This is a genomic window from Xylophilus sp. Leaf220 (assembly GCF_001421705.1).
Lineage (GTDB): Bacteria > Pseudomonadota > Gammaproteobacteria > Burkholderiales > Burkholderiaceae_C > Xylophilus.
On sequence record NZ_LMKO01000009.1, the window covers coordinates 45,081 to 52,978 of the forward strand.

Sequence of the window (7,898 nt, forward strand, 5' to 3'; positions counted from 1 at the left end):
CGTTCCGGCGCGGACGGGACGCATGCTTACCGTTCGTCGGAGTGAGCCTTGCGACAAGTGGCACTAATCCTTACATTTCTTTCCGGGCGACAAGGTCGTCCCCCGCTTTTCCTCCCTGAGCGGGTACTTCGCGCCTGCGGGCCCGAGGTTTACCCAACCCGGCCATGTGCCGGGTTTTTTTTGTCCCGCGTTCTGCCCCTTGCCAGCGCGGGTCCGGCCGGGGCGGTCCTACACTCGGGCCATGCTCTGGGTCAAATCGCTGCACATCGTCTTCGTCGCCAGCTGGTTCGCCGGCCTGTTCTACCTGCCCCGCATCTTAGTGAACCTGGCCCAGGTGCCGGCCGGCTCCGATGCCGAGCGCGACCGGCTGCTGCTGATGGCCCGCAAGCTGATGCGCTTCACCACCTTCCTGGCGGTGCCGGCGCTGGTCTTCGGCCTGTGGCTGTTCCTGGGCTACGGCATCGGCCGCGGGCCAGCCTCGGAAGGCAACGGCTGGATGCACGCTAAGCTCTTCGTCGTGCTGCTGGCGCTCGGCTACCACCATGCCTGCGGATCGCTGCTGCGCAAGTTCGCGGTCGGACGCAACCGGCGCAGCCACGTCTGGTACCGCTGGTTCAACGAGGTGCCGGTGGCGCTGCTGCTGGCGGCCGTGGTGCTGGTGGTCGTCAAGCCGTTCTAGGGGCGCGCATGCCGTCCCCGACCCCTCCCGCGGCCCCGGACGGGCCTGCCCCGGCGGGCGCTGCCGGGCACACCATCGAAGGGACTGCGCGGTCCGGTCCGGCGGGCCGGCCGGGGCGCGGGCTCCAGACCTCCGCCTGGCCGCTGGCGCTGGCCTATGCGGTGCTGGTGGTCTACGCCAGCCTCTACCCGTTCGACGGCTGGCGCGACCAGGGCATCGCGCCCTGGGCCTTTCTCACCGCGCCGCTGCCGCGCTGGTGGACCGGCTTCGACGTCACCTCCAACGTGCTGGGCTACGCGCCGCTGGGCTTCCTGGCCGCGCTGGCCGCGCTGCGCACCGGCCGCGGCCCGCGCGGCGTGCTGACGGCGGTGGCGGCCTGCGCACTGCTGTCGCTGCTGCTCGAATCGCTGCAGAGCTACATGCCGGTGCGGGTGCCGTCCAACGTCGACCTGGCGCTGAACGCCGCCGGCGCCACGGCCGGCGCGGCGGTGGCCTGGGGACTGGAATGGCTCGGCGCCATCGCCCGCTGGGACCGGGTGCGGGCCCGCTGGCTGGAGCCCGAATCCCGCGGCGCGCTGGTGCTGCTGGCGCTCTGGCCGGTCGCGCTGCTGTTCCCGGTGGCGGTGCCCTTCGGCCTGGGCCAGGTGCTGGAGCGGCTGGAGGAGGCGCTGGCCCTGCTGCTGGAGGACACGCCTTTCCTCGAATGGATGCCGATGCGCGAGGTGGAACTGCAGCCGCTGATCCCCGGCGCCGAACTGCTCTGCGTGACCCTGGGCGCGCTGGTGCCGGCGCTGCTGGCCAACTGCATCGTGCAGGGCTGGCGGGCGCGGGCGGTGGCCTCGGCCCTGGTGCTGGCGGCGGGCGTGGCGGCGACGGCGCTGTCGTCCGCGCTGACCTACGGGCCGTCGCACGTCGGGGTGTGGCTGAGCTTTCCGGTGCAGGTGGGGCTGGCGACGGCGGTGGTGCTGGGCATCGGCGCGCTGGCGGTGCCGCGGCGCGGCTGCGCGGCGGTGGCGCTGCTGCTGCTGGTGGTGCACCTGAACGTGCTGAACGACGCGCCCACCAGCGCCTACTTCGCCCAGACGCTGCAGACCTGGGAGCAGGGCCGCTTCATCCGCTTCCACGGCGTGGTGCAGTGGCTCGGCTGGGTCTGGCCGTATGCGGCGCTCGGCTGGCTGCTGCTGCGGGTCTCGCGGCGCCAGCGGTGGCGCCCGGCTGCCTAGAATGGCGCGATGAGCTCCACGACGACGACGACGAACGCGCCCGCGGCGCAGCCCCCGTACTACGAACGCCACATCTTCTTCTGTCTCAACGAGCGCAAGGGCGGCGAGGACAGCTGCGCGGTGCACGACGCGCAGGCCGGCTTCGACCGCTGCAAGTCGCGGGTCAAGGCGGCCGGCCTGGCGGGCGTCGGCAAGGTGCGGGTCAACAAGGCCGGCTGCCTCGACCGCTGCGCCGGCGGGCCGGTGGCGGTGGTCTACCCCGAGGGCACCTGGTACACCTTCGTGGATGCGTCCGACATCGACGAGATCGTCGATTCGCACCTCCAGAACGGCCGGGTCGTCGAGCGGCTGCTGCTGCCGCCGGACGTCGGCCGCTGACGCGCTCTTCTCCCGATTCAAGCCGAAAGTGCCTGCAGCCGGCGTCCCACGCCGGCCTTCAGCTATCAAATTAATAGTATGCCGATGAACGCCCAGACCCAGGCCCTGCAACTCACCGGCGCCGCCGGCGCGATCGAGGCGGCACGCGATGCGCCCGAAGCCGGCACGCCCGGGCGCGGCACGGTCGTCATCTGCCATCCTCATCCGCTCTTCGGCGGCACGATGGACAACAAGGTGGTGCAGACGATGGCGCGCGCCTTCGTGCAGTGCGGCTGGACGGCGGTGCGCTTCAACTTCCGCGGCGTGGGCGCCAGTGCCGGCGTCTACGACGAGGGCCGCGCCGAGGCCGACGACCTGCGCGCGGTGATCGACCAGGCCGCGGCCGACGGTCCGCTGGCGCTGGCGGGCTTCTCCTTCGGCTCCTTCGTCGCCAGCCAGGCGATCGCCGCGCTCTGGGACAGCCGGCCGGTCGAGAAGATTGTCTTCGTCGGCACCGCCACCTCGCGCTTCGCGGTGGCGCCGGTGCCGCCGGCCGCGCACGAGCGCACCCTGGTCATCCACGGCGAGCACGACGACACGGTGCCGCTCGCCGACGTGATGGACTGGGCGCGGCCGCAGACACTTCCTGTGACCGTCGTTCCCGGTGGCGGCCATTTTTTTCACGGACAATTGCCGCTGCTCAAGGGGCTGGTGGTGCGCCACCTGCTAGCGCCCTGAGTGCCACACCTGCGTTCTTCCTCCGACGCCCTGCCCGAGACCCCCTGCCTCCCATGACCCGCTTCCTGCCGTCGCTCCGCGCGCTCGTCTTCGCCGCGCTCGCCGCACCGTTCCTCGCCGCGTCGCCGGCCTTCGCCCAGGCGCCCCAGGCCCCGGAGATCGCCGCGCGCGCCTACCTGCTGCTCGACGTCACCGCCGGCCAGACGCTCGCCCAGAAGGATGCCGAGATGCCGGTCGAGCCGGCCTCGCTCACCAAGCTGATGTCGGCCTACATCATCTTCGACGCGCTGAAATCCAAGAAGATCACACTGCAGCAGACGCTGCCGGTCAGCCAGCGCGCCTGGAAGATGCCGGGATCGCGCATGTTCATCGACCCGAAGATGCAGGTGCCGGTCGAAGACCTGCTCAAGGGCCTGATCGTGCAGTCGGGCAACGACGCCACCATGGCGCTGGCCGAGGGCGTGGGCGGCACCGCCGAGCGCTTCGTGCAGCTGATGAACGACCAGGCCAAGGTCCTGGGCATGAAGAACACCACTTACAAGAATCCGGAGGGCCTGACCGAGCCCGGCCACACCACCACCGCGCGCGACCTGGGTATCCTGGCCACCCGGCTGATGAAGGATTTCCCCGAGTACATCGGCTACTACGCGCTCAAGGAGTACCGCTACCCCGGCACGCCCGCCAGCAACAGCCACAACCGCAACACCCTGCTGTTCCGCGACCCCACGGTCGACGGCCTGAAGACCGGCCACACCAACGCCGCCGGCTACTGCCTGGTGGCGACGGCCAGGCGCGATTTCCCGGGCGTTGGCCAGCGCCGGCTGCTCTCCATCGTGCTGGGTGCCTCGGGCGAGAGCGCCCGCGCAAACGAATCGCAGAAGCTGCTGAACTGGGGCTACACCGCCTACGAGGGCGTCAAGCTGTTCGACGCCAACCAGGCCGTCGTCACGCCGAGCGTCTGGAAGGGCACGAGCAACGCGATCAAGCTCGGCCGCCCCGAGGCGATCGTGGTCGCGGTGCCCGCCGGCAGCGCCGGCAAGGTCAAGACCGACGTCTCGCGGCCCGACCCGCTGGTCGCGCCCTTCGACAAGGGCCAGGCCGTCGGCACGCTGAAGGTGTCGCTGGCCGACCAGCCGCTGCTCGACGTGCCGCTGGTGGCGCTCGAGGCGGTGCCGCTGGCCGGATTCCTCGGCCGCAGCTGGGACTCGATCCGCCTCTGGATCAAGTGATCGGCCGCCGGCGCGTGGCGAAGGGCCTACGCGCCGCAGGGCCTGGGCCTTGCCGCGCTAGGTCGGGCCTGCTACATTAGAAGGCTTTTCGGAATTTCCGAAGGGTTTCACGTTTTCGTTCAAGTCAAACGTTTAGGGACGTTTTTAATGCCAACCATCAATCAGCTCGTGCGTCAGGGCCGCGAGGTCGAAAAGACCAAGTCGAAAAGCCCCGCGATGCAAAACTCGCCGCAGCGCCGCGGCGTGTGCACCCGCGTGTACACCACCACCCCCAAGAAGCCCAATTCCGCACTGCGGAAGGTCGCCAAGGTTCGCCTGACCAACGGCTTCGAAGTCATTTCCTACATCGGCGGCGAAGGCCACAACCTCCAGGAACACAGCGTCGTGCTGGTCCGCGGCGGCCGTGTGAAGGATCTGCCGGGCGTGCGCTACCACATCGTCCGTGGTTCGCTCGACCTGCAAGGCGTCAAGGATCGCAAGCAGTCGCGCTCCAAGTACGGTGCCAAGAAGCCCAAGGCCAAGTAAGCCCTGCGCTTTCGTCAGAATTCAAGGTGCTGTTTTCCGCGTGGCGCGGAGAGGCAGCGTAGTGACCCGATGTCCGGGTCGAGTAAGTGAGAGTCCTGCTGGCTCTCGCGGTGTCCGCCAGGATGCCAACTGAAGCAAACAAGAGGTGAAAAATGCCACGTCGTCGCGAAGTTCCCAAACGTGAAATCCTGCCCGACCCTAAGTACGGCAATGTCGAACTCTCGAAGTTCATGAACGTGATCATGGAAGGCGGCAAGAAGGCCGTCGCCGAGCGCATCATCTACGGCGCGCTCGACCTGATCGAGAAGAAGAATCCTGACAAGGACCCGCTGGAAGCCTTCGTCGTTGCGATCAACAACGTCAAGCCGATGGTGGAAGTGAAGTCCCGCCGCGTCGGCGGTGCCAATTACCAAGTGCCCGTCGAAGTGCGCCCTGTCCGTCGCCTGGCCCTGTCCATGCGCTGGATCAAGGAAGCCGCCCGCAAGCGCGGCGAGAAGTCCATGGCCCAGCGCCTGGCCAACGAGTTGCTCGAAGCGACCGAAGGCCGTGGCGGCGCCATGAAGAAGCGCGACGAAGTGCACCGCATGGCAGAAGCCAACAAGGCCTTCAGCCACTTCCGCTTCTAAGAACTGTCACAGCCGTCTCTCACAATAGACAGGCCGGAAGCCCGATCCACCGAAAACGGTGGGCGGGCTTCCGTCCGTTAACGGAGTAAATTTCATGTCCCGCAAGACCCCCATCGAGCGCTACCGCAATATCGGTATCTCCGCGCACATCGACGCCGGCAAGACCACCACCACCGAGCGCATCCTGTTCTATACCGGTGTGAACCACAAGATCGGTGAAGTGCACGATGGCGCGGCCACCATGGACTGGATGGAGCAAGAGCAAGAGCGTGGCATCACGATCACCTCCGCCGCCACCACCTGCTTCTGGAAGGGCATGGCCGGTACGTTCGACGAACACCGCATCAACATCATCGACACCCCGGGCCACGTCGACTTCACCATCGAAGTCGAGCGCTCGATGCGCGTGCTCGACGGTGCGGTCATGGTCTACGACGCCGTCGGCGGCGTGCAGCCCCAGTCGGAAACCGTCTGGCGCCAGGCCAACAAGTACCGCGTTCCGCGTCTGGCCTTCGTCAACAAGATGGACCGTACCGGCGCCAACTTCCTGCGCGTTCGCCAGATGATGGTCGACCGCCTGAAGGCCAACCCCGTCGTCATCCAGATCCCGATCGGCGCCGAGGACAAGTTCCAGGGCATCGTCGACCTGGTGAAGATGAAGGCCATCTTCTGGGACGAAGACAAGGGCGTGACCTTCGAATACCGCGACATTCCGGCCGACCTGGTCGATGTCTGCAACGAGTACCGCGAAAAGCTGGTCGAGGCCGCGGCCGAAGCCAGCGAAGAGCTGATGAACAAGTATCTCGAAGGCGAAGCCCTGAGCGAGGCGGAAATCAAGGCCGCGATCCGCCAGCGCACCATCGCTTGCGAGATCCAGCCGATGCTGTGCGGCTCCGCGTTCAAGAACAAGGGCGTGCAGGCCATGCTCGACGCGGTCATCGACTACATGCCGGCTCCGACCGACATTCCGCCGGTCTCGGGCACCGACGAAGACGAAGCGCCGGTCGTCCGCAAGGCAGACGACGAAGAGAAGTTCTCGGCACTGGCGTTCAAGCTGATGACCGATCCGTTCGTGGGCCAGCTGACCTTCGTGCGCGTCTATTCCGGCGTGCTGAGCAAGGGCGACAGCGTCTACAACCCGGTGCGCGGCAAGAAGGAGCGCATCGGCCGGATCGTGCAGATGCACGCCAACAACCGCGAAGAAGTCAGCGAAATCCGCGCCGGCGACATCGCCGCCTGCGTGGGCCTGAAGGAAGTGACCACCGGCGAGACCCTGTGCGATCCGACCTCCATCGTGACCCTCGAGCGCATGGTGTTCCCCGAGTCGGTGATCTCCCAGGCCGTCGAGCCGAAGACCAAGGTCGACCAGGAAAAGATGGGCATCGCGCTGCAGCGCCTGGCCCAGGAAGATCCTTCGTTCCGGGTGAAGACCGACGAAGAGTCCGGCCAGACCATCATCTCGGGCATGGGCGAGCTCCACCTCGAAATCATCGTGGACCGGATGAAGCGCGAATTCGGCGTGGAAGCCAACGTCGGCAAGCCCCAGGTGGCCTACCGCGAAACCATCCGCAAGACGGTCGAAGAAGCCGAAGGCAAGTTCGTGCGCCAGTCGGGCGGCAAGGGCCAGTACGGCCACGTCGTGCTCAAGATCGAGCCGAACGAGCCGGGCAAGGGTATCGAGTTCGTCGACGCGATCAAGGGCGGCGTGGTGCCGCGCGAGTTCATCCCCGCGGTGGAAAAGGGCATCAACGAAGCCGTGACCCAGGGCGTGCTGGCCGGCTATCCGGTCGTCGACGTCAAGGTCACGCTGCACTTCGGCTCGTACCACGACGTGGACTCGAACGAACTCGCGTTCAAGATGGCCGCGATCTTCGGTTTCAAGGAAGGCTGCCGCAAGGCCGGCCCGGTGATCCTGGAGCCGATGATGGCCGTGGAAGTCGAGACGCCGGAAGACTACGCCGGCAACGTGATGGGCGATCTGTCCTCGCGTCGCGGCATGGTGCAGGGCATGGACGACATGGTCGGTGGCGGCAAGGCGATCAAGGCCGAAGTCCCGCTGTCGGAAATGTTCGGCTACTCGACCACGCTGCGTTCGGCCACCCAGGGCCGCGCCACCTACACGATGGAGTTCAAGCACTACGCCGAAGCTCCTCGCAACGTGTCGGAAGCCATCATGGCGGCTCGCGCGAAGTAAAGCTGAACCCCCAGGCTTCGCACTTCGTGTCTTCGCCGACCCCCTTTCAGGGGGCGACACTGGCGGACCGGCAGAGCCGGATCCGCGGTGTCCCGCGGGAAGACATGGTCTGTCGGGACTGGATTGAACGGTCTGCGACTGTGTGCCCCCCGTTGCCCGTGGCGGGGGAATCAGCAACACGGTGCAGACCCTAAACAAAACCACGGGCTGTTCTTTATCTGGAGTTGGAAATGGGAAAAGAGAAATTCACACGTACTAAGCCGCACGTCAACGTCGGCACGATCGGTCACGTCGACCACGGCAAGACCACGCTGACGGCGGCGATCG

Annotated in this window: 9 protein-coding genes; all 9 read left to right on the forward strand. The window is 67.0% G+C overall.

Features of this window, described 5'->3' with window-relative positions; genetic code table 11:
- Positions 1-241: 241 nt before the first annotated feature.
- Entirely contained in the window at positions 242-679 is a 438-nt protein-coding gene (locus ASE76_RS08380; protein ID WP_055837629.1) for a CopD family protein, read from the forward strand.
- Between the two features lie 8 nt (positions 680-687).
- Positions 688-1,902, forward strand: coding sequence for a VanZ family protein (locus tag ASE76_RS08385; RefSeq protein ID WP_082448206.1), 1,215 nt, complete (start codon positions 688-690; stop codon positions 1,900-1,902).
- Positions 1,903-1,911: 9 nt separating this feature from the next.
- Positions 1,912-2,280, forward strand: coding sequence for a ferredoxin (locus ASE76_RS08390; RefSeq protein ID WP_055837632.1), 369 nt, complete (start codon positions 1,912-1,914; stop codon positions 2,278-2,280).
- 84 nt (positions 2,281-2,364) lie between these two features.
- Complete coding sequence (locus ASE76_RS08395) at positions 2,365-2,997, forward strand: alpha/beta hydrolase (protein ID WP_055837636.1); 633 nt, start codon at positions 2,365-2,367, stop codon at positions 2,995-2,997.
- A gap of 53 nt (positions 2,998-3,050) precedes the next feature.
- Complete coding sequence (locus tag ASE76_RS08400) at positions 3,051-4,226, forward strand: D-alanyl-D-alanine carboxypeptidase family protein (protein WP_055837639.1); 1,176 nt, start codon at positions 3,051-3,053, stop codon at positions 4,224-4,226.
- Between the two features lie 147 nt (positions 4,227-4,373).
- A complete protein-coding gene (gene rpsL / locus ASE76_RS08405; RefSeq protein WP_055837642.1) occupies positions 4,374-4,751 on the forward strand; it encodes a 30S ribosomal protein S12 in 378 nt (125 codons plus the stop codon).
- Between the two features lie 152 nt (positions 4,752-4,903).
- Positions 4,904-5,377: a 30S ribosomal protein S7 gene (gene rpsG, locus ASE76_RS08410; RefSeq protein WP_055837645.1), complete on the forward strand. Its 474-nt coding sequence runs from the start codon at positions 4,904-4,906 to the stop codon at positions 5,375-5,377.
- A 94-nt stretch (positions 5,378-5,471) separates the two neighbouring features.
- On the forward strand, positions 5,472-7,571 hold the full coding sequence (gene fusA / locus ASE76_RS08415) for an elongation factor G (RefSeq protein WP_055837648.1): 2,100 nt from the start codon (positions 5,472-5,474) through the stop codon (positions 7,569-7,571).
- Positions 7,572-7,801: 230 nt separating this feature from the next.
- Positions 7,802-7,898 (forward strand): GTP-binding protein (locus ASE76_RS19960; RefSeq protein ID WP_082448163.1); only part of this gene is annotated, 97 nt, incomplete at its 3' end.

Bases quoted from the DNA above. Each gene is read 5' to 3' on its own strand.
- ASE76_RS08380 (WP_055837629.1), top strand. From the start codon at position 242: ATGCTCTGGGTCAAATCGCTGCACATCGTCTTCGTCGCCAGCTGGTTC.
- ASE76_RS08385 (WP_082448206.1), top strand. From the start codon at position 688: ATGCCGTCCCCGACCCCTCCCGCGGCCCCGGACGGGCCTGCCCCGGCG.
- ASE76_RS08400 (WP_055837639.1), top strand. From the start codon at position 3,051: ATGACCCGCTTCCTGCCGTCGCTCCGCGCGCTCGTCTTCGCCGCGCTC.
- fusA (WP_055837648.1), top strand. From the start codon at position 5,472: ATGTCCCGCAAGACCCCCATCGAGCGCTACCGCAATATCGGTATCTCC.
- rpsL (WP_055837642.1), top strand. From the start codon at position 4,374: ATGCCAACCATCAATCAGCTCGTGCGTCAGGGCCGCGAGGTCGAAAAG.
- ASE76_RS08395 (WP_055837636.1), top strand. From the start codon at position 2,365: ATGAACGCCCAGACCCAGGCCCTGCAACTCACCGGCGCCGCCGGCGCG.
- rpsG (WP_055837645.1), top strand. From the start codon at position 4,904: ATGCCACGTCGTCGCGAAGTTCCCAAACGTGAAATCCTGCCCGACCCT.
- ASE76_RS08390 (WP_055837632.1), top strand. From the start codon at position 1,912: ATGAGCTCCACGACGACGACGACGAACGCGCCCGCGGCGCAGCCCCCG.